This window comes from Mesorhizobium sp. CNPSo 4684 (assembly GCF_057784315.1).
Genome location: NZ_JBWLUX010000024.1, coordinates 38131 through 63632 on the forward strand (window position 1 = coordinate 38131; position 25502 = coordinate 63632).

Genomic DNA, 25502 nt, shown 5'->3' on the forward strand with positions numbered 1-25502 from the left:
GATTCTGGGGAAGATCGAAAAATTGATGGATGTGCTGCCCGGCAAGGCTCTTGGCCCCTTTTCGGCATTTGGACCGGTTCAATCTCCGGAATCATAAAGGTTCTTGATTTATTGGAACGTTCCATTTATAGGATGCCGGAAACGGAGGTTGCCATGGACATCGCCCTGCCTGCGGAGAATGGCGGCCGCGTCAGCTACAAGCTCGTGGGCGACCCGGTGGAGCCCAGAATAGGTGCTGTTTTCCCGCGCATCGCCTATGCCGCGGCGCATGTCGTCGCCGATCCTTTCGCCATGACCAATCCGTGGTCGAAGCCTGTGGTCGACTGGGACAGGACGATGGCGTTTCGCCACCATCTGTGGCGACTCGGCTTCCGCATCGCCGAAGCGATGGACACCTCGCAGCGCGGCATGGGGTTCGACTGGACGAACGCCAAGGAATTGATCCGACGCTCGATCGCCGAGGCGCGCAGTGTCGAAGGCGCCGATCTGGCATCGGGCGCTGGCACCGATCATCTGATGCCGGCGGCTGCCAGGACGCTCGATGACGTGATCGCCGCCTATGAGGAACAGTTCACCTTCATCGAAGGGCAGGGCGGCAAGGCGATCATGATGGCCAGCCGGGCGCTGGCGGCGGTCGCCAAAGGCCCGGATGATTATATCAGGGTCTACGACCGCATCCTCAGTCAGGCCGCCGGCAAGGTCATCCTGCATTGGCTGGGCGACATGTTCGATCCGTCGTTGAAGGGCTATTGGGGCAACGGAAATTTCGAGGCTGCGCTCGACACCGTCGTTGCCATCATCGAGCGCCATGCCGGCAAGGTCGAGGGGATAAAGATTTCCCTGCTCGATGCCGGCAAGGAAGTCGCCCTGCGCAACCGGTTGCCTGACGGCGTCGTCATGTTCACCGGCGACGACTTCAACTACCCTGAACTGATCGCAGGCGACGGGAAACGTCACTCGCATGCCTTGCTCGGCATATTCGACGCCATCGCCCCGGTCGCCAATGCCGCCCTGTCGAAACTGGCTGACGGTGACCGCACCGGCTATGACGCGCTGATGGCGCCGACGGTGCCACTGTCGCGCAAAATCTTCGAGGCGCCGACCGAGTACTACAAGGCCGGCATTGTCTTCATGGCCTGGCTCAACGGCCATCAGGATCATTTCACAATGGTCGGCGGCATGCAGTCGGCGCGCGGTATCCTGCACTATGCCGATATCTTCCGCCTTGCCGACCAGGCAGGCTTGCTCGCCGATCCCGCGCTTGCGTTGGCCAGGATGAAGCATTTCTGCGCGGTCGCGGGTGTCTGAGCACAACGCAATCGTTGACTGAAAAGTATCCCCCGTGTGGGGGATTTGCGTTCTCGCGTCAAATCTGTATTCCGTTGCCGGGATTAGATGCGGACGAATGCGGCAATGACGGAAAAAGTGGCGCTCATCACCGGTGTAACCGGGCAGGACGGGGCCTATCTTGCAGATTTGCTTCTGCAGAAGGGCTATATTGTCCATGGCGTCAAACGCCGCTCGTCCTCGTTCAACACCGAGCGCGTCGATGACATCTATGTCGATCCGCACGAGCGCGGTGCGCGCTTTTTCCTGCACTATGGCGATCTGACCGACGCAACCAATCTTATTCGCCTCGTGCAGGAGACGCGGCCGAGCGAGATCTACAATCTCGGCGCCCAGAGCCATGTCCAGGTGAGTTTCGAGACGCCCGAATACACCGGCAATGCCGATGCGTTGGGCACGCTCAGGCTGCTGGAGGCGATCCGCATCCTCGGCATGGAAAAATCGGTGCGTTTCTATCAGGCCTCGACCTCGGAGCTTTACGGCAAGGCGCGCGAGGTCCCGCAAAGCGAGACGACGCCGTTCCATCCGCGCTCGCCCTATGCCGCGGCCAAGCTCTACGCCTACTGGATCACGGTCAATTACCGCGAAGCCTACGGCATGTTCGCCGCCAACGGCATCCTGTTCAACCACGAAAGCCCGACGCGCGGCGAAACCTTCGTCACCCGCAAGATCACGCGAGCCGTCGCCTCGATCCAACACGGCCTGCAGGACACGCTCTATCTCGGCAATCTCGACGCCAGGCGTGACTGGGGCCATGCGCGCGACTACGTAGAAGGCATGTGGCGCATTCTGCAGCACAGCGAAGCCGACGATTTCGTGCTGGCGACCGGCGAGGCGCATTCGGTGCGCGAATTTGTCGACCTGGCCTTTGCCGAGACCGGACGGAGCATCCGCTGGCAAGGCGAGGGTGTCGACGAAGTTGGTGTCGATGCCGGCTCGGGCACGGTCCTGGTGCGTATCGATCCGCGCTATTTTCGGCCGACCGAGGTCGACTTTTTGCTCGGCGACCCCGCCAAGGCCAAGGCGAGACTTGGCTGGTCGCACACGACCGGGTTCAGGGATCTTGTGGCGGAAATGGTGCAGGCCGATCTGGCGCGCGCGGCCGGCGGCACGCGGCAGAACAGCCGCTCCGCGTGAGGCAGGCCGATGGACGTGACATTTGAGCTGAAAGGCAAGCGTGTCTTCGTCGCCGGGCATCGCGGCATGGTCGGTTCGGCCGTCGTGCGACGGCTGGCGGGCGAGGATTGCGAGGTGCTCACCGTATCGCGCGACAGGCTCGACCTGCTCGACCAGACCTGCGTGCGGCGCTGGATGGCCGAGCACCGGCCGGATGCGGTGGTGATGGCGGCCGCCAAGGTTGGCGGCATCCTGGCCAATGACCGGTTCCCGGTCGATTTCCTGCAGGACAACCTGGTCATGCAGAGCAATGTCATCGACAGCGCCTTTCGCAGCGAGGTCGGCAAGCTTTTGTTTCTCGGCTCGTCCTGCATCTATCCCAAGCTCGCGCCGCAGCCGATTCCGGAAGATGCACTGCTGACCGGCCCGCTCGAGCCCACCAATGAATGGTATGCGATCGCCAAGATCGCCGGGCTTAAACTGTGCCAGGCCTATCGGCGCCAGTACGGCGTCGATTACATCTCGGCGATGCCGGCCAACCTTTACGGCCCAGGCGACAATTTCGACCTTCAGAGCAGCCATGTGGTGCCGGCTCTGATGCGAAAGGCGCATGCGCTGGCGCTGAGCGGCGCCACCAGCCTCGAGGTTTGGGGCTCGGGCACGCCGAGGCGCGAATTCCTGCATGTCGACGACGCTGCCGATGCGCTGGTCTGGCTGTTGAAGAATTATACCGGCGACGGCCACGTCAATGTCGGTTCGGGGGAGGATGTCACCATTGCCGAGCTTGCCCAAACCGTCGCATCCGTCGCCGGCGTCGAGGCTACGATCGCCTTCGATACGACCAGGCCGGACGGCACGCCGCGCAAACTGATGGATGTGTCGCGGCTGTTTGCAACGGGATGGCGCCCGCGCTACGTGCTTCGCAGTGGATTGGAACAGACATATGCGTGGTTTCTCAGCCATGTTGAGAAGGGTGACGTCCGCCTCGGCGCGGCCTGATCCCAATCCTCAGCATGCAAAGTTGATTGCCGCGACCAGGGATGACGGGCTAGGCGGCCGGCTTCTGGCCATGGTCAATGCGAAGGCGCTTGCCGATGCGACAGGCCACCACTTCGGATTCACCTGGAAGAGAGCCGTCTCGGACAAGACGTTTCACATCGTCGATACGGTCGACAAAATATTTAATCCCGAATTCATCGAGAAACACTGGCTGGGCGAAAAGATCAGAGAGACGGATCTCGAGGTTCTCAAGAAAGGGAAATTCACCCGCGCAAGCCTGAATGCATCAGCCGGCCGAAGCTTCTTTCGGGGCTGGCTCTGCAACGACTTCAACGTTCTGGAGTCTTTTCGCGACAAGGGAAAGCGGATCGCGACATCCGAAACGATCAGGACTCTCGGCTTTGCCGAGCCGGTGGACCATGCGCTGCACGCGGCCCAGTCCTGTCAATTTCCGGGGCAAATGGCCGGGCTGCATCTGCGCAGCGGCGATATCGTTCGCGGCAAATACCGTTCGATGCTGAATTTCAACGGCAAGGTAATCCCTTCCACGCTGGCCAAGGCGATTGTGGCCGAGCTCGCGTCACAGGGTATTGCGACCCTGCTGGTTGGCCAGGATCGTGCGACGCTCGACTATCTGAGGTCGGAAACCGGCGCGTTGCTGACCGACGATTTCGGCGCCAACGAATTCGAGGATGAGACGCTTAGGGCATTTTTCGAGATGGGTCTTCTGGCGCGTTGCCAGCGGATCTACGCCGGCAGCAGCGTGTTCGCATCCGTGTCGTCGGTGATGAGCGGCATTCCACGCACCAGGACCACGGCGCTGTTCAGCCCGCCCCTGGCGGCGCAACTCATGCTCGAAGAGCTGGAGCGGCATCAGTCCGACTACCATCCATTCGAAGCGGCGTTCGGCTATCTGTCGGCGTTCCTGAACATTGAGGACGACATCAGCCCGGCGCAGGCAAGGGACATTCTCGGCAAAGGCTACGCGCTCGATCCTGAAAACGACGCCTATGCGCTGAAGATCGTGGCCTCCTATTTTCGCGAGAAGGACTACGCTTCAGGGGAAGCCATTTTGAAGTCGCGCATGACGGCGCAATTCGAGGCGCGTCCCAAGGCACCGCTGCCAATGCTTTTGGCCTTGTCGCGCAAGACAGTGCACGGCCACGCCATGGGCAAGGATTTCGCGTCCTTTTTTGCCGCGGCGAAGGCCGGTCATCCCTATGCCACGGCCTGTGCGGCCCATATTCTGCATGACGGATTTGGCGAACTGAAACAGGCGCTTGAGATGATCGCCAGATCGCAGGCTGCCGAACCGGCCAATGCATTGTTCAGGACGATCAGGCGTTACATCCGGCCGATCGCGACCCGTGAATCCAGCCCGCTGTTGAAAGCGCGGCTGCGGCTCTGGAAAGCCGGGATCAGGATCTAGTCTATCACTGCCTTCGCCAGACCCAGAACGGTGCGATGCCCTGGTCGGGATGGAAAAGCGATCTCCCGGGGCTGACATCAAGCGCTGGCGTCGCGGGGTCGTGGCATGCGAGATCCAACAGCAGTGGCCGAGCCAGATCCCGATCGATGGTCTCAATATCTTGCCTGCCGATATCGGCTGCAAACCGGCGCAGCGCCGTGACCAGGCCCTGTCCCTCGGCAGCCTGGTGCCGCCACAAACCGTCGCCGACCGCGGACAAGACCCGCGCCAGGGCTGTCCAGCCCTGCAAGGCGAACATGGCGTCGTGCAGGCTGGACGTTTCGTTCAAAAACGAGCCGTCGGGTGCGATCTCCGCTGCCAGCCTTTCGCGGGTGTGGAGGCGGACCCTGGCCAGCGTTGCGCCGTCGTTCAGAAACATTGCGATCGATGTACGCTGAAGATCACTGAGGACACCGTGCTTGCCAAACTCTGTCGCCGGTACGGTGGCTAGCCATTTGCCGTAGGTACCAAGCCAGGTCCGGAAGTCCTCCCGTTCCCGCCCGGTCAGCGCCCCGGCCCGCTCGACAAGGCGGACGGCATCGAGAAAGAAGTGGAGACCACCGAGCTCGAAGACACCTTGCTTTGCGCGAGACGGGTTCATCCTTGTGTCGATGAAGCATGTGCGGATCCATTGCGCGGCATCGGCGGCAAAGCGCTGCTCACCGAGCAGGGCCGCCGCCAGCGCCAGCACGGTGGCGTCGTGCAGGACATGGCGCAGGCGGGCAGGATCGCCCGCCTGATGGAGATCGGTGCGACGAGCGCGGGCGAGCACCTCGCTCGCGGCAGTTTCGAGATGGCGGCGAAGCTCGACGTCATTGCCTTGGGATACTGCTGCAAGAACAGCGTCGTCGTAAAAAACCAGGCGCGACGGGTCGAGCCTGGCGGCGGTCGCCAGGGCATCGCAGCGGTCGATCATATCGACGATGGCTTCGTCGCGGCTGCTCCAGCGGGCGACGAAACCGGCCTTGCCGATTTCCAGATGCGAGCGCCCGGAATCCAGGCGCGCCACCCAGCCGGCCTTGTGGAAAAGCCCGGCATCGGGAGCCAGCGACGGACGTGGGAAATCCCACGGGTCGTCGCGGAAGCGATCCCATGATCCGGGAACGCCGAGCCGCCACAGCATTTCGACCTTGGGCCGGCGGCCATAGGCATAATCTTCGTCGAACAGTTCGGTCGTATCGGCGCGAAAGATGATCTGGGGCTCTTCCCTGGCCGGCGGTTTGAAATTCTCGTCGAGCAGAGCCAGGTTTTCGACAATGCGCGCCATCGGCACGATGACATAGGGCAGATACGGCCTTGCCTCGATTGCCCCGCGTATCTGCCGGAATGCCTGCTCGGTCAGATAGCAGTTTCCGTCCCACGGCATCAGCCACTTCGCCCGCGTGCGGGCGATCTCAAGCGCCTTGTTGCGGGCGCCGTTGTTGTTCATCAGATAGCGGTTCTTGCTGTGCCTGATGAGCGTTTCGTAGCGCGCCGGCGTGAGTTCAACTGATTGGCCGCTCTTGCCGGAAAACCGGAGTTCCTTTGCCGCCAGCCTGTCGATGTCCCACGCAATCCGGCCATAGGCCTCGAGGTCGAAAGGGATGCGCACAAAGCTCTGGCCGCGGCCCTCCAGCAGCCTGACGATGCGGGCCTCCTCATCCGGATCGGCTATCCGATTGACGATCCAGAACTTGTCGCAGTCAGGAAAGGCAGGCTCATTGTCGAGGATGAAGCTGGCATTGTCGAAGGACTGGCCTTTGCGGTGCCGTGGCTCGAGATCGTTGCCAATGATGCGGACGAGCATGAAGCTGTCCTTCGCCGGCGCAATCGGCAAGGCAGGGTATGCGTGACGCGCCGCCCTGATGCGAAGCCTGACATCGCGCCTGTGTTCGAGCGTTCGCTTTGCCGCAACCAGCACGCCGCCAAGGCTTGAACCTGGCGATTGGAGATATTTCCTCGCCCGTTTGAGCTCGAGGTAGATGCGTTGCCAGGTCGACTTCCGCTCCGCCGGAGTTGACGTCATGGCCACCCGCCGAAGCGAGCGCGCCAGTGGTCTGAGATCATCGATGTCGTCACTCGCATTGTTCCCCCCGAACATCGCGTCTGTCCCCAGCCTTAAAGCCATCGCGCCCGGGCGTCACGACTGAAAATTTGTCCCAGGCATTGTCGTGCCCGCTCGCCGGCCTGCGCCCCGAAGGCTTTGCCGGCAAGTTCAGTTTGCCCGTGAACCATTTCGTTGCCGCCCGCGACCAAGCGCCGTGTAGCAAACGCCGTCCATCAAGGAGAACGTCCATCTTTATCAATTCAAGAAACGTCTTTCTCGCCGCCATCGCCGTTTCGGTGCTGGCGGGTGTCAGACGGTACCTCCAAGGGAATGCGACAAGGGCAAGCCGAACCTCGACCAGTACGGACAATGCTGCGGCGGGGGGGGGGGGGGGGGGGGGGGGGGGGGGGGGGGGGGGGGGGGGGGGGGGGGGGGGGGGGGGGGGGGGGGGGGGGTTCTTGCGCCTCTAATTTAGCAAGTGGACTCGGCAATGACCTCGTTGGTATCTGTCTACCATGTCGATCAGTCCGCCTGCCAGTTGGAGGCGTCCGCACAAGACGCTTATCATTGCCAGCACACCACGTAGCGGGAGCAATTTTTTTTGCAGGAAGCTGCGCAGCACTGGCGTGCTAGGCAACCCCACCGAGTATTTTCGACATTGGGACACGCCTGATGTGGCTACGGCTGAACGCTGTCTGCTGGCGGCCGAGAAAGGCAGAACCGACAACGGTGTGGTGGCCTTCAAGCTCTTCCCGGAGCATTTCGACAGACTCCAAAAAGACATTCGTCTCTCGGAATGGTTCCCCGATCCGATATGGGTTCATCTTGAGAGGAAGGACCTGCTCGGCCAGGCAATCTCGCTCGCCAGGGCCATGCAGGATGGGGTTTGGAGCAGCGGCAAGGAACCCATGAAAGATGCCTTATATTCAAGATGGGCGATCGAGGCGTCATTGGCCAAGATAGTTGCCAGCAACGGGCGCTGGGCGGCCTATTTCGCCCGAACCGGAATCGAGCCGTTGCGAGTCTTCTACGAAGACATTGGCGACGAAGTCGACAATGTGTGCCAACGCATAGGCACTCGGCTGGGTCTGGCCGCACCCGTACCATCGACGGGGGATGTGGACATGGAGCAGCAACGCGACGCGCAAAACGATGATTGGCGGCGGCTGTTTCTCGCCGAGGCCGGCGACCAGAGCAGCTTTCCGGCAACGATCATCCCGACCGGGGCACTAAAGCGCAAGAAGCCGAAATGGATGTTCTGGAAGCAATGACCGGCGACGATGCCGTTCCGCAAGGATCGCTGACGCGCATGCCGGATCAACTAAGACGAAGCTTTGGTCTGGATGGTGGGCGTGACAGGGATTGAACCTGTGACCCCTGCAATGTCAATGCAGTGCTCTCCCGCTGAGCTACACGCCCATCCGAAGCCGCGCATACACCATTTTTGATCCAGCGCGTCAATAGCCGGAAAAGGGAAAGAAAGGTTCGTTTTGTCGCGCCGCCAGACGAACGGCGGCATCGCGCCCGAAGTGCTTCAGGCGGCCTGCAGCATTTTTTCGACCTCATTGACGAGATCGCGCAGATGGAAGGGCTTCGACAGCACCTTGGCGTCTTTCGGCGCCTTGGAATCGGGGTTGAGCGCGACGGCCGCGAAACCGGTGATGAACATCACCTTGAGGTCGGGATCGATCTCGGTGGCGCGGCGGGCGAGCTCGATGCCGTCCATCTCCGGCATGACGATGTCGGTCAGCAGCAGGGAGAACGGTTCTTCTCGCAGCCGCTCATAGGCGCTGGCGCCATTGTCGAAATCGCTGACATGGTAGCCGGCCCGCTCCAGTGCCTTGACCAGGAACCGGCGCATGTCGTCGTCGTCTTCCGCCAGCAGAATGCGTGCCATCTTATCCCGTCCGAATCACCCACCCAAGCCTGCCGTCCGGCAAACCCGTTAACCATCCTGTATATGAGGAGGTGACGGTAAACATCAAGTGAACACTGGCGGCATTAATCCTGATTTGACGGGGGTCCTGACATGCCGAAATGCTGGACATGCGGCCGATGAGGTGGCAGTTTCCCATCATGATGCATTGCTGTTTCCGGGTTCGTTCAAATTGACGACGGCAGCCGAGGATTTTTCGGTCGTTCCACCCTTCGAAATCCGATCGGGCGCCGAGCAGCGCGTTCCCTTCGTCTTCAACTCACCGCATAGCGGCCGCTATTATCCCGACCGCTTCCTGGCCATGGCCAGGCTCGACCGCAACGCCATCCGCCGTTCCGAGGATTGCTATGTCGACGAGTTGTTCGGCGGCGCGGTGGCGCTCGGCGCGCCGATGCTGGCAGCGAATTTTCCGCGCGCCTATCTCGACGTCAATCGCGAACCGTGGGAACTCGACCCGCGCATGTTCGCCGAGCCGGTGCCGTCCTTCTGTAACATCCGCTCGGCCCGCGTCGCTGGCGGGCTCGGCACCGTGCCCAAGCTGGTGGGCGAGGGGCTCGACATCTATTCCGGCCGCCTGCCGCTGGCGGAGGCTGTGCAGCGCATCGAGGCCGTCTACAAGCCCTATCACGAGACGCTGAAGCGGCTTTTGACCAGGACCCATGCCAGGTTCGGCTATGCCGTGCTGATCGACTGCCATTCGATGCCGGCGAGCATCAGGGTGGGCGACAGCGGCCTGCGGCCGGACTTCATCGTCGGCGACCGTTTCGGCATCTCGGCAACGGCTGCGCTGACCGAGACGGCGATCGGCCTGCTGATCGGCATGGGCTATACCGTCGCCCACAACAAACCCTATGCCGGAGGCTTCATCACCGAGCATTACGGCCGGCCGGCGCGCCATCTGCATGCGCTGCAGATCGAAGTCAATCGCGGGCTCTACATGAATGAGCGGACGTTCCAGAAATCGGCTGGTTTCGATGCGCTGGCCGACGACATGGCGCGCTTTTCGGCGGATCTGATGGCGATGCCCGACCACCATTTCATCGACCTGCCGCTGGCTGCCGAATGACGCCGGAGCGTCGGCTATTCATGAAATCCCGCGCCAGCCATGCGGCGGCGTAAAAAAAGACCGCATCGTTTGCACGACACGGTCGAAGTCTAGGGAGGAAACGCCCAAGGAGGGCATGGACAGGAAAACCTGTCCGAGAACAAATTTATTGTGCGATGCACAAATGTCAATCGAATTCGGGCTTATTTAATTCACTCTGATGTGGAAATTGCGTTTGAACAGCGCCGATGCGACATTTCTGCAACACTTATCTCAGTGATAAATCGATAAACCGGCTTGTTTTGGCGGGAAAGTGCCGGCAGACCGGGTTGGGCACTCTGCAATGCGGGAGAATCAGGTGGACATCAGCATCGATTTCATGCGCCGGATCGCGCAAGCGGCGGCGGCTGAAACCTTGCCGCGATTCCGCGCACAGGGCGCGGTGGCCAACAAGGAAAAAGGCAGTTTCGATCCGGTCACGGAAGCCGACCGCGAGACGGAACGCGCCATCCGGGCGCTGATATCGGCCGAGTATCCCGATCACGGCATTTTGGGTGAAGAGCACGGCAGCGAGAACGTCTCCAGCCGGCATGTCTGGGTGATCGATCCCATCGACGGCACCCGCGCCTTCATCTCCGGCCTGCCTGTATGGGGGACGCTGGTCGGTCTCACGGTCGACGGCGACGCCGTCGCCGGTATGATGGCCCAGCCCTTCACCGGTGAGCTGTTCTACGCCAACGCTTCCGGCTCCCACTATGAGGGCCCCGGCGGACCGCGGAAGCTCGCGACCCGCAAGACGACGAAGCTCGACCAGGCGACCTTGTTCACCACCACGCCGGCGCTGTTCAAGGGCGAAGCGCGCACGCGCTACGATCAGTTTGAAAAGCAGATCCAGCTCGCCCGGTACGGCGCCGATTGCTACGCCTTTGCCATGATCGCCTCGGGCAGCGTCGACATCGTCGCCGATCCCGGACTGAAGCCTTACGACATCGTGGCGCTGATCCCGATCATCGAAAAGGCCGGCGGCGTCGTCACCACATTCGAAGGCGGCCCGGCGGAGAAGGGCGGCGACATACTGGCCGCGGCGACGCCGGAACTTCACGCGGCGGCGATGGCGGCCCTGCGCGGCTGATACTTTGTCCCTGTCAGCGCGGCTTGATCGAGCGCTGGAATTCCGCCGGCGTTCGTCCATAGACCTGCCTGAATGACGAACTGAAATGGCTGTGGCTGGAGAAGCCGAGGTCCAGGCCGAGCGTCGTCAGATTGTCGTAGCGGCCAAGAAGGTCGAGCGCACGCGCCAGGCGCAGGCGCAGATGATAGCGGTAGAGCGGCATCGCCTCGACCTGCTGAAAAACCTGTGTGAGATAAACCGGCGAGACGCCGACTTCGGCGGCAATCTCGGCGAGCGTCCAGCGCCGCGACAGATCCGAAGACAGGACGAGCTTGGCGCGGTCGACCAGCTTCTGCCGGCCGGCGCTGGCACCTGCGGCATGCGAGGTGCGTTCGCCGAGAGAACGCCGCACCAGCGTCAGCGCCAGGGTTTCGGCCTCCAGCATTTCGGCAATGTTGCGGCTCAGGCTGTGGCGCAGCACTGCCACCAGCGCCTGGGCCCGCGGGTCGATGCGGCGGCGCTGGCGGCGAAACGCCAACGCGCTGCCCGAGCGCAATTGCTCCTTCGGCGTCAGTTCCTGCAGTTGCGCCTCCTCGATGACGAGATCGAGGCAGGAATCGCCACCCTCGACCGGGTGGCTGATCCGGTAGGGTTCGGCCTCATTGAAGAACAGCAGCTGGTTGGCTTCGGCGACCGCATCGTTGCGGCCGACATGGCGCACGAAGACACCGCGATAGGGAAACACCAGATGGGTGGCGGCGGTGCATTCCTCTTCGCTCTTAGACGACGTCCCTTACCCTGACGGTACCGGTGTCCAGGAGCGTCTGTACCGTGAACTGCGACATGGCGCTGCGTTCCCCTTTGCGCCGAAAGCTGTCCCGGCACTTTAGGCGATCGGCCTGCCCAGACCTGTCAGGAGACTTCACCTGTCAGCGTCTTCGCAACGGCCTGGCTCAGTCCCACAAGCGGCGCATATATTCCGTGTGGGCCTCTCCGCGCGACAGGCCAATGTCCTTGAGCTGTTCGTCGGTCATTTCGAGCAAGGCAAGCCGGCTTCGACGTCTCTCCAACTGACGGCCGACCCAATTGGCCGCCGCGATGCCTTGTGTTTGCAAGGACCGCCAGAAGGTCGCGGATTGGGTTGTGGGTGCCTGTGCCAAGTGCACCATCATTGCATGATCGGGGCGCATCGCTCATGCCTCCCTGTTGCCGACGACTGAGGCGCCGGCCACCGAGGCGCCGGCTTCGTTCAATGCAATCGCGCATTCCTCGCAGCAGACCTCGACGGTTTTGCCGCCGACCTTGACGCGGATCGGGTTGGCGTCCAGCTGGCAATCGCAGGCAGCGCAGGTCTTCTCGGTCATGATGTCATCTCCTTGACGTTCAGTTCGACGCGGAGAGATGAGCATTCCGGGGCGGCACCGGCTGTCAGAATCTTTAGCTCTTTGTGTGCGGTTGGCGCTGCCGGGCGGTCCTCCTGACAGAAGGCTGTCAGCAGGCGTAAGCTCAAGGCGTCGCAACCTGCGGCGCTGGCGGCATCAGGCAGTGGGGTCGTCCTGGCCTGGAATGAAGGCGTCGAAGGCGGCGAGCAACTGCTCGCGATAGACATCGGCTTCCTGCAGGATCTCATGTTTGGCGCCATCGATCATCAGCAGCGAGCCGACGCGCAGACGCCTGGTGTAGGCTTCCACGGCCTTGGTCGAGACGACCTGATCGGCGCCGGCGGCGATCATGAGGAGGGGGACCTGAATCTTCGCCATGAAGTCCGGCTCGCTGATGGCTTCGCTTGCCTTGATGGCGGCCCGCAGCCAGCGGATCGTCGGGCCGCCGAGCGCCAATTGTGGATAGTCCTCGTAGATTTTCGTGTTGCGCTGATAGCGCCCAGGGTCCGATGTCACCTTGTTGACGGCAAAGGGCAGGGTCTGCCTGGGTCTAGGCCCCCAGGCGGCATAGAGCCGGCCAAGGCCGAGAAAGCACAAGAGCGAGCAGACGCGGCGCACCGTTTTTACAGACAGCGGAAAATCGGGCACCGTCAGGAATGGCGCGATCAGCACCATGCGGCGCACCCGGTTGACCATCGACGGCGCGGCGAGCAGCGCAATCACGGCTCCGGCCGAATGGGCGAGGATGTAGTACGGGCCGCGGCAGTCGGGCAGCACGATGTCCTCGAAGAACTGTTCAAGGTCGCCGGTGTAGTCGTAGAAGGAGCGGACATAGCCGCGTTGCCGGTCACGGATCAGCCGGTCCGAACCGCCCTGGCCGCGCCAGTCGAGCGTGGCGACGCCGAGGCCGCGATCGGTAAGGTCGCGGATGGTCTCGAAATATTTCTCGATGCACTCGTTGCGGCCGGGCAGCAGGACGACCGTGCCCTTCAGCGGCCGGGTGACCGCGGCAAAAAGGCCGTAGCGGATCTTCTTGCCGTCGCGCGTGGTGAAGAAGCCGCCGGCGATATTTTGCGGCGGCGGATTGCCTGGCGTGGGGTGGAAGAGGTCCGTCATTCGGCGCTTGCGTTTGGTGGTGTCTCGCCCGGCAGGGCGTCGGCATGGTGATAGACGCCAATGGATGAAAAGCAAAGGGAGGGGCGCCAAGGGGGCGGACGAACAGCGAGTAAGGCCGGAAGCAGCCTGCGGCGGCGTGCTTCCGGCCTCTGTCGATCCGGGAGGAAGGGACGTTGCACCCGGTTCGGCCTCGTCGCGGCGCCTTGGTCCGGCGCCGCCTGGTTCTTGATCCTGGCTGCACTCTAGCGCCGGCCGGCTGAACGGGCGCCGAAGCGGCGGTTCATCTGCCGTTCATCGACGCCTCAATTCACAGCTGTTCAAAAATCCTTGAAATGCGCTTTTGCGCTCCCCAAATGTTTGATGCAGCCGCCGATGTCGGGGCTGCTGGTCCACCCGGAACGCCTTTTTCAGGGTTTCGTAACGGCCACACGCAAACCATGTTGCTCAACAGGAGAACACCTCATGCGTCACGTTGATTTTTCCCCGCTCTATCGCTCGACCGTCGGCTTCGACCGCCTGTTCACCATGCTCGACTCGCTGGCCCAGCCCGATGGTGCGCAGACCTATCCGCCCTACAATATCGAGCGCACCGGCGAGAACGCCTATCGCATCTCGATGGCGGTTGCCGGCTTCTCGGATGAAGAGATCTCGATCGAAGCCCATCGCAACGTGCTGACCGTCAAGGGCGAGCGCAAGGAAGAGGGCAATGGCGTAGGCTCCGAACTGCTCTATCGCGGCATTGCCTCGCGTTCCTTTGAGCGCCGCTTCCAGCTTGCCGACCATGTCGAGGTCGTGGGCGCCACGCTGAAGAATGGCCTGCTCTTCGTCGATCTCACCCGCAACATCCCCGAGGAGCTGAAGCCGCGTAAGATCGCGATTACCGCGAGCTCCGAGAAGGCCAAGCAGATCGAGGCCAAGAACGCCGCGTAATCAAGACGGCGGGTCACGCCCAAGGGACGTGGGTAACGCCCAGAAATAGAAGCGTCTCCTCCCGAGACGAAAGCGGCGCCGCGAGGCGCCGCTTTTTTTGTTGCGCGGAATCTGTGTCACCCAGAACCGGGAGTTCTGGCTCTTTTGGAACAGGCGCTGTCTTCCCATGAAGGGCGATGTCTGATTTCTCGCTGACACTGACAGCCACCGTTGCCGCCACCTTCCTGCTCGCCGGCCTCGTCAAGGGCGTTACCGGCATGGGCCTGCCGACGCTGGCAATGGGCCTGCTCGGCACCATCATGCCGCCGGTCGCCGCGGCCTCGCTGCTAATCGTGCCCTCCTTCGTCACCAACTTCTGGCAGCTGTTCGCCGGACCGAGCTTTGCCTCGATCCTCAAGCGGCTATGGCTGATGATGATCGGCATCGTCACCGGCACGCTGGCCGGCTCATGGTTGCTGGCCAGCGACAACGTCAAATGGACGACCGCCGGCCTCGGTGCCGCGCTGATCGTCTATGCCGTCTATACGCTGCTGGCGCGGCAATTGACGGTCCCGATGTCGGCCGAGCGGTGGTCGTCGCCCATTGTCGGTTTTCTTACCGGCCTCGTTACCGGCGGCACCGGCGTGTTCGTCGTCCCTGCGGTGCCCTACATCCAGGCATTGGGGTTGAACCGCGAGGACCTGATCCAGGCGCTCGGTCTTTCCTTTACCGTATCGGCCATCGCGCTTGCCGCCGGCCTTGCCTCGCATGGCGCCTTCCAGGTCGAGCATATCGCGATGTCGTCGCTGGCGGTCCTGCCGGCGCTGCTCGGCATGTGGCTGGGACAGTTGCTGCGGCAGCGGATCAGCCCGGCGACATTCCGGCGCTGGTTCCTGATTTTTTTGATCCTGCTTGGCCTGGAGTTGTTGGTGCGGCCTTTCTTGGCCTAGCGGCCGGTGCCGGTTGCGAGCACGGCCTCGACGTTTTGCCGATGAACGGGTTCGTATAGCGCGAAGTACTCTACCGCACCGGCGGCGAACATGTCGGCGCCGAAGGTTTTCAAATCCTGCTTCGCCAGATCGGGCTCGTGCCGGCAGCGGAGCAGTTTTTGGACGTAGGCTTGCGTGGCGGCGATGAGGCCTTTGTCGTAGCCGCCTCGTTCGATCGCTTCGAGCGAACCGTGATTGGGCAGGATGCAGTCTATCGGCCAGCCGGACATGCGTTCGAGATCGACCAGATGTTGCGCCAGACGATCCGCCTCGCTGACATAGGTGATCGGATCCTCGAGTGTGTCGCCTGCCAGGAGCAGGCCGGTTTCGGGCATGAACAGCACCGTGCCGTCATGGCTGTGGATTTCGACCTGGCGCAACTCGACGGCGATCGATCCAACCGTGAGGTCGAGGCTGCCTTCGAAGGTCCTGTTCGGCAGCACGAGAGGCTTGATCGGCGGAATGCCGCCTTCGATCTCGGCCCGGTTGTTCGCCAGCGCCGAAGCGGTGAGGGCGTTGGCGATGATCTCGCAATCCTGAAACACCTCATTGCCGGCAATATGATCGTCATGCCAGTGGCTGAGCACGACCCGGATCGAGCTGACGCCCATGGCTTCGAGCGTCTGCCTGATATAGCGCGCGTGGGGCAGTGAAATATGGGTGTCATAGACAAGCGCGTGCGGCCCGTCGACAACGGCATAGGTGCAGATGCCGAGGGCATAGGCACCGTCGTCCAGCCAGTTCGGCTCGTCCGACCAGGCGCGAACGCCGTCGATGCGACCATCGTAAAAGCCCAGCACGTTTGGCGCCGGGCGAACCAGCCGCATGGTCGAGCCTAGAGGTGGCTTGGTCATCGGAAAAGCTCAGGCAATCGTGTGGCCGAGGTGGTCGACCTCCTCAGCGGTCGTGGCAAAGCTGGCGACGAAGCGGTAGATCGCTTCATTGTCGCCGAGGTGGCCGTCGAAGCTTTGCGGCACGCCCCATTCGTAGAATTTGGCGCCGTCGCCTAGCATTTTTTCCGCCTTGCTGCGGTCGAGAATGGCGAACACTTCATTGGCCTGCGGCAGCCAGGCCAGCCGGCCGGACGGCGCGTCCTCGATCGCCGCGGCCAGCCTTGCGGCCATCGCATTGGCGTGGCGCGCCATCCTCAGCCACAGATCGTCGGCAAAATAGGCCTCGAACTGGGCCGAGATGAAGCGCGCCTTGGAGAAGGTTTGCCCGGCGCGCTGGCGAAGCAGGCGCAGGTCGCGCGCCACGTCGGGGTTGAGGACGACGACCGCGTCGGCCATCCAGCAGCCATTCTTGGTGCCGCCGAAGGAGATGATGTCGACACCGCTCTTCCAGGTCATTTCGGCAGGGCTGATCTCAGTCGCCGCGACGGCGTTGGCGAAGCGCGCGCCGTCCATATGCAGCGGCAGCTTGTGACGGCGAGCCACCTCCGAGACAGCTTTGACGTCGTCGACGGTGTAAACGGTGCCGACTTCGGTCGCCTGGGTGATTGTCACCGCCATCGGCTGGCCGGCAGGGACGAGATCCCGCGAATAGCGCTTGATGGCCCGGTCGAGCGCCTGCGGATTGATGCGCCCCAGAGGCCCCGGGACGGGCGACATACGCGCGCCGCCGGTGTAAAAACCCGTGGCGCCGAATTCATCGACATTCATATGCGCTTCCGCATGGCAGAAGGCGACGCCGCCGATCCGGTTCAACGACGCCATGGACAGCGCGTTGGCCGCCGTGCCGGTGGCAACAAAGAAGACCGCGACCTCGCGCTCGAAAATCTCGTTGAAGCGCTTGTAGAGGGCGCGGTCGAGGTCGCCATCGCCATAGGCGGTGGCGATGCCGGCAGCATGGCGGGTCAGGTTGGCCGAGATATCGGGATGGACGCCCGCCCAGTTGTCGGATGCAAAGAACATTCGGAAAGTCCATGTCTGATTGCGAAAAGGAGCGCGACCATGGCTGCTTCGGGGTTTGACGTGCAAGGGCCAAGAGCTGAAAAAGCGGTAAAGCCAGCGGCTGATCACGAAGGCGTGCAGGGACCGAAGTTTTCGTTTCGACGGCGCGTCGCGTAATTTTCTGTCGCCAAACGTCCAAGATTTTTGTGAATCGGTCTTGTGTGTGCCCGGGATTTCTGCCATAAAAATTTAGGACAGTAGTGCTGTCTTATTTTGTCGCACAAGTCAGGCTGGATTGGCGTATCATTTGGGCCACTCCGGCCGTTGCCGCGAGCGACGGGTAGACGGCTCGGCTGTGGCCTGTACGATACCGGATACGAGCCGGCGGCGCATCGCTCGGTTCGCCAAGGATTTCGCAAGACGTGCCGCAAGAATGAGAGCGGAAGCCAGTCGCTTCCCAAGGTAGACCAGCGCCCCAAACGCAAGAAGTGACAGGGGCCGGAACGGAGGACAGGACGATGACGGAACTGACGCCATCTGCGATTACCGGCCAGGCCGCGCAGACGAAAGCGGCAGTCGTTAAAAATCCATCCATTACCACTGGCCTGACCAATGGCGGCCGAACCACCGATGGTATGGCCGCGCAGGGTCTCTATGATCCGCGCAACGAGCATGACGCCTGCGGCGTCGGCTTCATCGTCAACATGAAGAACGTCAAGTCGCACCAGATCGTCAAGGACGGGCTGTTCGTGCTCGAAAACCTGACGCATCGCGGCGCCGTCGGCGCCGATCCGCTGATGGGCGACGGCGCCGGCGTGCTGGTGCAGATTCCGGACCGTTTCTTCCGCGAGGAGATGGCGGCCCAGGGCGTCGAACTGCCGGCGGCGGGCCAATACGGCGTCGGCCACTGGTTCATGCCGCAGGACGCTGCACTGCGCGCTCATGTCGAAGACATCATCGCCGAATCGGCGCAGTCCGAGGGGCTGCCGCTGCTCGGTTTCCGTGACGTGCCGGTCGACAATTCATCGCTGTCGAAGGCGCCCGATATCGCGGCCTCCGAACCGTTCCATCGCCAGGTCTTCATCGGCCGCACGGCCGACATTACCGACGACGAGGAGTATGAGGCCAGGCTGTACCTGCTGCGCAAGGTCATCTCCGGCCGCATCTATGCCGAGAACAACAACAGGGATATCGGCGCCTACTGCGTGTCGCTGTCGGCGCGCACCATCGTCTACAAGGGCATGTTCCTGGCCTATCAGGTCGGCGCCTACTACAAGGATCTGTCGGATCCGCGTTTCGAGACGGCGCTAATCCTCGTCCACCAGCGCTTCTCGACCAACACCTTCCCGTCGTGGAAGCTGGCGCATCCCTACCGCATGGTCGCGCATAATGGTGAGATCAACACGGTGCGCGGCAACAACAACTGGATGGCGGCGCGCCAGGCCTCGGTCGATTCCGAACTGTTCGGCAACAACATCTCGAAGCTGTGGCCGATCTCCTATGACGGCCAGTCCGACACTGCGTGCTTCGACAATGCGCTCGAATTCCTGTTCCAGGGCGGCTACAGCCTCAGCCACGCCATGATGATGCTGATCCCGGAAGCCTGGGCCGGCAACAAGCTCATGGATGCCGACCGCAAGGCCTTCTACGAATACCATGCAGCGCTGATGGAGCCGTGGGACGGGCCGGCCGCGGTCGCCTTTACCGACGGCCGCCAGATCGGCGCCACGCTCGACCGCAACGGACTGCGTCCGGCGCGCTACATCGTCACCGACGACGACCGCGTCATCATGGCCTCGGAAGCCGGCGTGCTGCCGGTGCCGGAGGAAAAGATCGTCAAGAAGTGGCGGCTGCAGCCCGGCCGCATGCTTCTGATCGACCTCGCCAAGGGCCGCATCATTTCCGACGAGGAGATCAAGTCGGAGATCGCGACCAGGCACCCCTACAAGACCTGGCTCAACAACACGCAACTGATCCTGGAGGATCTGAAGCCGGTTGAACCGCGCGCGCTGCGCAAGGATGTCAGCCTGCTCGATCGCCAGCAGGCGTTCGGCTACAGCCAGGAAGACACCAAGCTGTTGATGTCGCCGATGGCGACCACCGGCCAGGAAGCCGTGGGTTCGATGGGCACCGACACGCCGATCTCGGCGATGTCGGACAAGTCGAAGCTGCTCTACACCTATTTCAAGCAGAACTTCGCCCAGGTCACCAACCCGCCGATCGACCCGATCCGCGAGGAGTTGGTGATGAGCCTGGTGTCGTTCATCGGGCCGCGGCCGAACATCTTCGATCTGGTCGGCAATTCGCGCCGCAAGCGGCTCGAAGTGCGCCAGCCGATCCTGACCAATGGCGATCTGGAAAAGATCCGCTCCATCGGCCACACCGAGGACCGTTTCGACACCAAGACGATCGATATCACCTATGGGTCGAGCGAGGGCGCGGCCGGCATGCAGGGCGCCGTCGAACGTCTGTGCGAGCGGGCGGAAGCAGCTGTCGCCGGCGGCTACAACATCATCATCCTGTCGGACCGGCAGGTCGGTCCGGACCGCATCGCCATCCCGGCATTGCTGGCGACGGCGGCGGTGCATCACCACCTGATCCGCAAGGGCCTGCGCACCGCGGTCGGTCTGGTCGTCGAATCCGGCGAGCCGCGCGAAGTGCATCATTTCTGCTGTCTCGCCGGCTACGGCGCTGAGGCGATCAATCCGTACCTCGCCTTCGACACGCTGCTCGACATGCACAAGCGCGGCGAGCTGCCGGCGGAGGTCGACGCCTACGAAGTCGTCTCGCGCTACATCAAGTCGATCGGCAAGGGCATCCTCAAGGTGATGTCCAAGATGGGCATCTCGACCTACCAGTCCTATTGCGGCGCGCAGATCTTCGACGCCATCGGGCTGAAGTCGGATTTCGTCGAGAAGTACTTCACCGGCACCGCGACGCTGATCGAAGGTGTGGGCCTGGACGAGGTCGCGGCCGAGACGCTCAGCCGCCACACCGACGGCTTCGGCAACGACCCGGTGCTGCGCAACAGTCTCGAGGTCGGCGGCGAATACATGTACCGCATGCGCGGCGAAGCCCATATGTGGTCGCCCGACGCGGTCGCCACCTTGCAGCACGCCGTGCGTCAGGGCTCGTGGGATACGTTCAAGGAATATTCGGCGCAGATCGACAGCGAGACGGCCCGTGCCCAGACCATTCGCGGCCTGTTCAGGATCAAGCTGGCGGAAGAGACCGGCCGCAAGAAGGTCGCGGTAGAGGACGTGATGTCGGCGGCCGACATCGTCAAGCGCTTCTCGACCGGGGCTATGTCGTTCGGCTCAATCTCGCGCGAAGCGCACACCACGCTGGCGCGCGCCATGAACCAGATCGGCGGCAAGTCGAACACCGGCGAGGGCGGCGAAGAGGCCGACCGTTATCTGCCGCTGCCCGGCGGCGGCAAGAACCCCGAACGTTCGGCGATCAAGCAGGTCGCTTCGGGGCGGTTCGGCGTGACGGCCGAGTATCTCGTCAATTCCGATGTCATGCAGATCAAGGTCGCGCAGGGCGCCAAGCCAGGCGAGGGCGGCCAGCTGCCCGGCCACAAGGTCGACGCGACAATCGCCAAGGTCCGGCACTCGACGCCCGGCGTCGGCCTGATCTCGCCGCCGCCGCATCACGACATCTATTCGATCGAGGATCTGGCGCAGCTGATCTACGACCTGAAGAACGTCAATCCGGCTGCCGACGTCTCGGTCAAGCTGGTCTCGGAAGTCGGCGTCGGTACGGTTGCGGCCGGCGTCGCCAAGGCGCGCGCCGACCACATCACCATCTCGGGCTATGATGGTGGCACTGGTGCATCGCCGCTGACCTCGCTCAAGCACGCCGGCAGCCCGTGGGAAATGGGCCTTGCCGAGACGCACCAGACGCTGGTGCTGAACGGGCTGCGCTCACGCGTTGCGCTGCAGGTTGACGGCGGCTTGCGTACCGGGCGCGACGTCATCATCGGTGCGCTGCTCGGCGCCGACGAGTTCGGCTTCTCGACCGCGCCGCTGATCGCGGCCGGCTGCATCATGATGCGCAAGTGCCATCTCAACACCTGCCCGGTCGGCGTCGCGACGCAGGACCCGGTGCTGCGCAAGCGCTTCAAGGGCACGCCCGAGCATGTCATCAACTTCTTCTTCTATGTGGCGGAAGAGGTGAGAGGGCTGCTCGCCGAGATGGGCTACACCCATATCGACCAGATCATCGGCGACAGCGACCTTCTGGAAAAGCGCGAGATGATCCAGCACTGGAAGGCGCGCGGGCTCGATTTCGGCAAGATGTTCTTCAAGCCGGACGCGCCGCATGAAGCGGTGCACTGGACCGAGCGGCAGAAGCACCCGATCGACGATGTGCTCGACCGCAAGCTGATCGAACTGGCCAAGCCCGCGCTCGAGGCCAAGCAGCCGGTCAAGATCGAGGTCGACATTCGCAATGTCGACCGTTCGACCGGTGCCATGCTGTCGGGCGAAGTGGCCAAGCGTTTCAGGCACAAGGGCCTGCGCGAAGACACGATCCAGGTGAAGCTGACCGGCACTGCCGGCCAATCCTTCGGCGCCTTCCTGGCGCGCGGCATCTCGTTCGATCTCGTCGGCGCCGCCAACGACTATGTCGGCAAGGGCCTGTCGGGCGGACGCATCGTCATCCGGCCGCCGGAAGAATCCAAGATCGTCGCGGCTGAATCGATCATCGTCGGCAATACGGTGCTCTATGGCGCCACCGAGGGCGAGGCCTATTTCGCCGGTGTCGCCGGCGAACGCTTCGCGGTGCGCAATTCGGGCGTGGCCGCCGTCGTCGAAGGTGTCGGCGACCATGGCTGCGAGTACATGACCGGCGGCATCGTCGTCGTCATCGGCCAGACCGGCCGCAACTTCGCCGCCGGCATGTCGGGCGGGGTCGCCTATGTGCTGGACGAAGCCGGCGATTTCGCCGCGCGCTGCAACATGGCGATGGTCGAGTTGGAGCCGGTGCCGGAAGAAGACGATCTGATGGAGAGGCTGCTGCACCATGGCGGCGACCTCGACCACAAGGGCCGCGTCGACGTCTCCGGCGACATGACCAGCCATGACGAGGAGCGGCTCTACCAGCTGATCTCGAACCACGTCCATTTTACGGGTTCGGTACGCGGCCGCGAGATCCTCGACGACTGGACGACATTCCGGCCGAAATTCCGCAAGATCATGCCGGTCGAATACCGCCGTGCGCTGATCGAGATGGAACGCATGCGCATGGGCGTGGCGGCGGAATAGGCTTTTGAGAACTTGCCGGGAAGCCCAGGCTTCCCGGAACTTTCAGCGACAGTTTGACCTCCGACGCAAGGTTGCCATGGCTGCCTCAAGGGGTTAACGGGTGCGGCGAACCCGCACCATCTGGACAGCAGGAACTGGACTATGGGCAAGGTAACAGGCTTTCTCGAAATCGACCGGCAGGTGCACAAGTACCAGCCGGCCTCCGACCGCATCCGGCATTTTCGCGAGTTCACGCTGCCGATGTCGGACAAGGAGGTCGAGAAACAGGCCGCGCGCTGCATGGACTGCGGCATCCCGTTCTGCCACGGACCGACCGGTTGCCCGATCCACAACCAGATCCCGGACTGGAACGATCTCGTCTATAATGGCGACTGGGACAATGCGATCCGCAACCTGCATTCGACCAACAATTTCCCCGAATTCACCGGCCGCATCTGCCCCGCGCCTTGCGAGGAAGCCTGCACGCTGAACCTCGAGGACATTCCGGTCGCTATCAAGACGGTCGAGCAGGCAATCGCCGACAAGGCTTACGAGACCGGCCATATCCGGCCCTATCCGCCAGAGAAGAAGACCGGCAAGCGGGTCGCCGTCATCGGCTCCGGCCCGGCCGGCATGGCGGCGGCGCAGCAACTCGGCCGCGCCGGGCACGAGGTCAGTGTCTACGAGCGTGAGAGCCGCCCCGGCGGGCTGATGCGTTATGGCATTCCCGACTTCAAGATCGAGAAGCACTATATCGACCGCCGCATCGAGCAGATGCAGGGCGAGGGCGTGACCTTCCATTGCGGCGTCAATGTCGGTGTCGACAAGCCCGTCGCCGAGTTGCTTACCGAGTATGACGCGGTGCTCTATTGCGGCGGTTCGGAATCGCCGCGTCCGGCCAACATTCCGGGCGACGATCTCGGCGGCGTCCATGATGCCATGCCCTATCTGGTGCAGCAGAACCGCCGGGTCGGCGGCGAGCCGATCCAGTCGGTGGCATGGCCGTCGCATCCGATCATCGCCGGCGGCCAGCATGTCGTCGTCGTCGGCGGCGGTGATACCGCGTCCGACTGCGTCGGCACGGCCTTCCGCCAGGGCGCGGTGCGCGTCACCCAACTCGACATCCGCCCGCAGCCGCCGGAAAAGGAAGACAAGCTCGCGGTCTGGCCCTACTGGGCGACGAAGATGCGGACGTCATCGTCGCAGGCCGAAGGTGCGGAGCGCGAATTCCAGGTGGCGACACTCGAATTCATCGGCGAAGACGGCCAGCTGACCGGTGTCAAGTGCTGCGAGGTCGACGAGAAGCGCAAGCCGATCGCCGGCACCGAATTCGTCATCCGCGCCGATCTCGCCTTCATCGCCATCGGCTTTGCCGGACCGGCTGCCGTGGGCGTGGCGAAGGAGCTGGACGGTCAGATGAAGATCACGACCGACAGCCGGCGTTCCAGGAATGTCGAAGCCAACGATCGCGACTACAAGACCAGCGTCGACAAGCTTTTTGCCGCCGGTGATGTGCGCCGGGGCCAGTCGTTGGTGGTGTGGGCGATCCGGGAGGGCCGCCAGGCGGCGCGCTCGATCGACGAAGCACTGATGGGGTCGACGGTGTTGCCTCGCTAACGGTTGATCGCCGTCGTCGTATCAGTCGCGGCAGCGGCCTTCGGCGGCCAGGAGAAATCGTCGGCGCGGCCGGGTGACGCCTCGGGGGCCTTGCCTTCGAGGATCAACTTTTCGCCAGGCAGCTGCGGATTGGCCTTCGGCGTCGCCGCGGCGCCGAGAAGTTCGGCACCGCCGTCGAGCGCCGGATCGTTGAGCAGCATCGGCACCGTGCGGTCGACCACGATGGGGGCGGCGGGCAGGGACGGTGCCTCGACCGGGGCACCGGCGGGTGCGGCAGCCGTCACCACGCTTCCCGGCGCTGCCAGGCCGAGTATCTTGGCCAGCGGTTTTTCGGTGTAGAAGGCGAGCTTGCGCTTGCCGGCCTTCGAGACGTTGATGCCGTCGTCGGAGCGCAGCCGCACGGCCTGGCCGTTAATATCGGGGCCGATCGAGACAAAGGCGCCGTTCTCGTCGACGAACCCGTCCCAGACATCGACGAATTCGCCGCCGTTCTTCTCGGCGGCCGAATGGTAGATGTCGTTGAAGGCCAGCATGTCGGAGGTCATCTTCGGCGCCTTGAAGGCCGGCATGCCGACCCACAGATAGGGCACTTTGGTCGACGCCAGCGCCTTGCCGAATGCCTCGGTCCGGCGTTCGTATTCCTTGGTCCAGTTCTCGGAACGCGGCTGCTCGCGCACGTCGTTGACGCGCATCTGCTGGCGGTCGTTGGAGCCGAGCATGACGACGACCGCTGCCGGTTTCTCCGTCTCGATCAGCGATTTGACCTGTTCGGGCCAGTTGTAGACGTCATCGCGCACGAAGCCTGACGAGCCGTTGGCGCGCTCGACGATCCTGATGGCGGGGTTGGCGGCAAAGGCGGTGTCGAGGCCCTCGGCAAGGCCGCTCGCCATGAAATCGCCGATCACCAGGATGACGCGGGAATCCGGCGCCTTCTCGACAATCGGAACGGCAGGTTCAACGGGCGCACGGGGCTTTTTCTTGACCTTCGGCTTTGCCTTTCGGATGTCGAGCGGCGGCTCGATGCGTTCGCTGCGGCGCGGGAACAACAGGTCGCGCAACGACCAGCCGCGGTCCTGCGGCTGTTCCTGCGCCAAAGCCGGTGTATGGAAAGTGCCGGCGACTCCCGTCGCCAGGACAACGATGGCCAGAACGAGAATCGGCAAGCGGAAGACGATCACACGGATACGCGCTGCCGAAACCAAGCTCCCTCTCCATCCCTTTGTGCATGACCCTCGCAGGGATCATGCGCAGATCGATGCTACAGCGTCCCTTGCGCGTCGCAAATGCGCGGCACTGCGTCTGG

Annotated in this window: 19 protein-coding genes, 1 tRNA gene and 2 pseudogenes; 12 read left to right on the plus strand and 10 right to left on the minus strand. The window is 63.0% G+C overall.

Annotated features, from left to right (window positions below):
* The first annotated feature begins 153 nt into the window (after positions 1-153).
* From AC04SG_RS21775 to AC04SG_RS21790, 4 genes are all read left to right on the plus strand, one after another.
* Positions 154-1308, plus strand: a complete 1155-nt coding sequence (locus AC04SG_RS21775; RefSeq protein WP_488552735.1) for a dihydrodipicolinate synthase family protein — start codon at positions 154-156, stop codon at positions 1306-1308.
* A gap of 105 nt (positions 1309-1413) precedes the next feature.
* Positions 1414-2484, plus strand: coding sequence for a GDP-mannose 4,6-dehydratase (gene gmd, locus AC04SG_RS21780; RefSeq protein WP_488552736.1), 1071 nt, complete (start codon positions 1414-1416; stop codon positions 2482-2484).
* Positions 2485-2493: 9 nt separating this feature from the next.
* The gene (gene fcl / locus AC04SG_RS21785; protein ID WP_488552737.1) at positions 2494-3462 is read left to right on the plus strand and encodes a GDP-L-fucose synthase; all 969 of its coding nucleotides are present in this window, start codon (positions 2494-2496) and stop codon (positions 3460-3462) included.
* Positions 3407-4891 carry a hypothetical protein gene (locus AC04SG_RS21790; protein WP_488552738.1) on the plus strand — a complete coding sequence of 495 codons (1485 nt, stop codon included), beginning with the start codon at positions 3407-3409 and terminating at the stop codon, positions 4889-4891. Before fcl ends, AC04SG_RS21790 begins: the two co-directional genes overlap by 56 nt.
* 4 nt (positions 4892-4895) lie before the next feature.
* On the opposite strand, the gene AC04SG_RS21795 is transcribed toward AC04SG_RS21790, so the two are convergent.
* Positions 4896-6935, minus strand: coding sequence for an alginate lyase family protein (locus tag AC04SG_RS21795; RefSeq protein ID WP_488552739.1), 2040 nt, complete (start codon positions 6933-6935; stop codon positions 4896-4898).
* Positions 6936-7471: 536 nt separating this feature from the next.
* On the opposite strand from AC04SG_RS21795, the pseudogene AC04SG_RS21800 reads away from it, so the two are divergent.
* Both AC04SG_RS21800 and AC04SG_RS21805 read left to right on the plus strand, forming a co-directional pair.
* Positions 7472-7609 (plus strand): annotated as a pseudogene (locus tag AC04SG_RS21800) (Stf0 family sulfotransferase); the annotation flags it as partial.
* 21 nt (positions 7610-7630) lie between these two features.
* Positions 7631-8227, plus strand: coding sequence for a Stf0 family sulfotransferase (locus AC04SG_RS21805; protein ID WP_488552808.1), 597 nt, complete (start codon positions 7631-7633; stop codon positions 8225-8227).
* 73 nt (positions 8228-8300) lie between these two features.
* Here the strand turns inward: AC04SG_RS21805 and AC04SG_RS21810 are convergent.
* Positions 8301-8375, minus strand: a tRNA-Val gene (locus AC04SG_RS21810).
* A gap of 115 nt (positions 8376-8490) precedes the next feature.
* Positions 8491-8853, minus strand: coding sequence for a cell cycle two-component system response regulator CpdR (gene cpdR, locus AC04SG_RS21815; protein WP_023671195.1), 363 nt, complete (start codon positions 8851-8853; stop codon positions 8491-8493).
* 163 nt (positions 8854-9016) lie between these two features.
* On the opposite strand from cpdR, the gene AC04SG_RS21820 reads away from it, so the two are divergent.
* Positions 9017-9958, plus strand: coding sequence for an N-formylglutamate amidohydrolase (locus AC04SG_RS21820; RefSeq protein ID WP_181057444.1), 942 nt, complete (start codon positions 9017-9019; stop codon positions 9956-9958).
* Positions 9959-10295: 337 nt separating this feature from the next.
* Positions 10296-11069 (plus strand): histidinol-phosphatase, encoded by a 774-nt coding sequence (gene hisN / locus AC04SG_RS21825; protein WP_488552740.1) that lies wholly within the window; start codon positions 10296-10298, stop codon positions 11067-11069.
* Between the two features lie 13 nt (positions 11070-11082).
* On the opposite strand, the pseudogene AC04SG_RS21830 reads toward hisN, so the two are convergent.
* The 4 genes and pseudogenes from AC04SG_RS21830 to AC04SG_RS21845 form a co-directional block, all read right to left on the minus strand.
* Positions 11083-11893 (minus strand): annotated as a pseudogene (locus AC04SG_RS21830) (helix-turn-helix transcriptional regulator).
* A gap of 108 nt (positions 11894-12001) precedes the next feature.
* The gene (locus tag AC04SG_RS21835) at positions 12002-12238 is read right to left on the minus strand and encodes a DUF1127 domain-containing protein (protein WP_488552741.1); all 237 of its coding nucleotides are present in this window, start codon (positions 12236-12238) and stop codon (positions 12002-12004) included.
* Between the two features lie 3 nt (positions 12239-12241).
* Positions 12242-12412 carry a hypothetical protein gene (locus tag AC04SG_RS21840; protein ID WP_488552742.1) on the minus strand — a complete coding sequence of 57 codons (171 nt, stop codon included), beginning with the start codon at positions 12410-12412 and terminating at the stop codon, positions 12242-12244.
* A 174-nt stretch (positions 12413-12586) separates the two neighbouring features.
* Entirely contained in the window at positions 12587-13546 is a 960-nt protein-coding gene (locus tag AC04SG_RS21845; RefSeq protein ID WP_488552743.1) for an alpha/beta fold hydrolase, read from the minus strand.
* A 462-nt stretch (positions 13547-14008) separates the two neighbouring features.
* On the opposite strand from AC04SG_RS21845, the gene AC04SG_RS21850 reads away from it, so the two are divergent.
* Positions 14009-14476, plus strand: coding sequence for an Hsp20 family protein (locus AC04SG_RS21850; protein ID WP_488552744.1), 468 nt, complete (start codon positions 14009-14011; stop codon positions 14474-14476).
* A gap of 176 nt (positions 14477-14652) precedes the next feature.
* Positions 14653-15405: a sulfite exporter TauE/SafE family protein gene (locus AC04SG_RS21855; RefSeq protein ID WP_488552745.1), complete on the plus strand. Its 753-nt coding sequence runs from the start codon at positions 14653-14655 to the stop codon at positions 15403-15405.
* Here the strand turns inward: AC04SG_RS21855 and AC04SG_RS21860 are convergent.
* Positions 15402-16298, minus strand: coding sequence for an MBL fold metallo-hydrolase (locus AC04SG_RS21860; RefSeq protein ID WP_488552746.1), 897 nt, complete (start codon positions 16296-16298; stop codon positions 15402-15404). The genes AC04SG_RS21855 and AC04SG_RS21860 overlap by 4 nt on opposite strands.
* 9 nt (positions 16299-16307) lie before the next feature.
* The gene (locus AC04SG_RS21865; RefSeq protein ID WP_488552747.1) at positions 16308-17357 is read right to left on the minus strand and encodes a threonine aldolase family protein; all 1050 of its coding nucleotides are present in this window, start codon (positions 17355-17357) and stop codon (positions 16308-16310) included.
* A gap of 497 nt (positions 17358-17854) precedes the next feature.
* Here AC04SG_RS21865 and gltB point away from each other — a divergent pair, with 497 nt between their 5' ends.
* Together gltB and AC04SG_RS21875 are read left to right on the plus strand one after the other, a co-directional pair.
* Positions 17855-22603 carry a glutamate synthase large subunit gene (gene gltB / locus AC04SG_RS21870; RefSeq protein ID WP_488552748.1) on the plus strand — a complete coding sequence of 1583 codons (4749 nt, stop codon included), beginning with the start codon at positions 17855-17857 and terminating at the stop codon, positions 22601-22603.
* A gap of 141 nt (positions 22604-22744) precedes the next feature.
* Entirely contained in the window at positions 22745-24199 is a 1455-nt protein-coding gene (locus AC04SG_RS21875; protein WP_488552749.1) for a glutamate synthase subunit beta, read from the plus strand.
* Here AC04SG_RS21875 and AC04SG_RS21880 read toward each other — a convergent pair.
* Positions 24196-25401, minus strand: coding sequence for an SGNH/GDSL hydrolase family protein (locus AC04SG_RS21880; RefSeq protein ID WP_488552750.1), 1206 nt, complete (start codon positions 25399-25401; stop codon positions 24196-24198). The two genes, AC04SG_RS21875 and AC04SG_RS21880, sit on opposite strands and share 4 nt — an antisense overlap.
* Positions 25402-25502 lie beyond the last annotated feature (101 nt).